Source organism: Nitratidesulfovibrio oxamicus (genome assembly GCF_015731765.1).
Lineage (GTDB): Bacteria > Desulfobacterota > Desulfovibrionia > Desulfovibrionales > Desulfovibrionaceae > Cupidesulfovibrio > Cupidesulfovibrio oxamicus.
This window is the reverse complement of the sequence record NZ_VRYY01000552.1, coordinates 1-1392: the sequence shown is the minus strand read 5'-3', so window position 1 is coordinate 1392 and position 1392 is coordinate 1. Positions and strand designations below refer to the sequence as shown.

Annotated in this window: 2 protein-coding genes; one reads left to right on the top strand and one right to left on the bottom strand. The window is 71.3% G+C overall.

Features of this window, described 5'->3' with window-relative positions:
* Positions 1-388: GntR family transcriptional regulator (locus tag FVW20_RS15480; RefSeq protein ID WP_196610306.1), on the bottom strand; the 388-nt coding region annotated here is incomplete at its 3' end.
* Between the two features lie 210 nt (positions 389-598).
* Between FVW20_RS15480 and FVW20_RS15475 the strand changes: the two genes are divergently transcribed.
* Positions 599-1392, top strand: a 794-nt coding sequence (locus FVW20_RS15475; RefSeq protein ID WP_231039157.1) for an AzlC family ABC transporter permease, incomplete at its 3' end; no start/stop codon positions are given.

Genomic DNA, 1392 nt, shown 5'->3' with positions numbered 1-1392 from the left:
TCACCTCGCGCGGGCCGGTGGGCGGGGCGGGGCGGGCCTGCGGCACGGGCAGGCCGCGCATGCCCTGGCGCACGAAATAGCCGGAACGGGGCCGCGCCTCGATGATGCCCTTGCGCTCCAGTTCCAGATAGGCGTGCCCCACGGTGGCGATGGACAACCCCATGGAGGTGGACAGCCCGCGCAGCGATGGCAACCGGTCGCCGGGGCGGAACCTGCCGGACTGGATCATGTCCGTCACGTGGCGCTCCACCCGATGGTAGTGGAAGGCGGCGGTATCGGCGGCAGGCGTGCCGCCCGAGGAGACGGAAGAATCGGAACCGGCGTCCTCGGCGATACCGGGGGCCGGATCGGTACCGGGGGCTGGCGCGGCAAAGGGGCGAGCTGGCATGGGGCCTCCGTGCAGGGGCGGTGGCAGGGGATGCGTCCGGGGGATACGTTCGGGGGATGCGTCTGCGAGACGCTCCGGGGGATGCACGACGCGGCGTGGCTGCCCAGCCGAAACCCGGCGCTCGCGCCATCTGTTATGCTTGTTTTTCCGTTTGACTGTATCTGTTCAGGTGACAGATTTCATGGTCATGTGCAACCCGGAGGTTGCACCATGGATACCGCTTCGTCGCCCGGCACGACCCACGCGCCGTCATCACGCCATTCCGCGGCCATCATGCCCGCGTCCCGCCTGGCCGCCGTGCTGTCCGGCATGCGCCAGGCCCTGCCCATCGTGCTCGGCTACGTGCCGGTGGCCTTCGCCTTCGGGGTGCTGGCCCGCAAGACCGGCATGCCCGCGTCGGGCGCGGTGTGCATGTCGCTGATGGTCTTCGCCGGGTCCGCCCAGCTCATTTCGGTCAGCCTGCTGGCGGGCGGGGCATCCCCGGCCACGGTGGTGCTGACCACCTTCGTGGTCAACCTGCGCCACCTGCTCATGTCCGCCGCGCTGGCCCCTGCCCTGCGCCGCTGGCCACGCGCGCTGCAGGCGCTGTTCGCCTTCCAGCTGACGGACGAGACCTTTGCCCTGCACGTCAGCCGCCTGCCCTCCACCCCCGGAGACACCCGGCCCGAACCGCCCCGCGCCGAAACCCTGGCCCTGAACATGACCGCGCAGTCCGCGTGGGTCATGGGCACCATCATCGGCGTGTTCGGCAGCGAACTGGTGGCCGACGTGCGTCCGCTGGGGCTGGACTACGCCCTGCCCGCCATGTTCATCGCCCTGCTGCTGCCATACTGCCGCAAGGCGCGGCGCTTCGCGCTGGCCGCCGTGCTGGCCGGGGGGCTGTCCGTGTTGCTGGCGCTGGCCGGGGCCGGGCAGTGGAACGTGATCATCGCCACGGTCTGCGCGGCCACCCTGTGCACCCTGCTGCCCGCCAGGGCCGATGCCGCGCGGCGTACGGCCCGCAA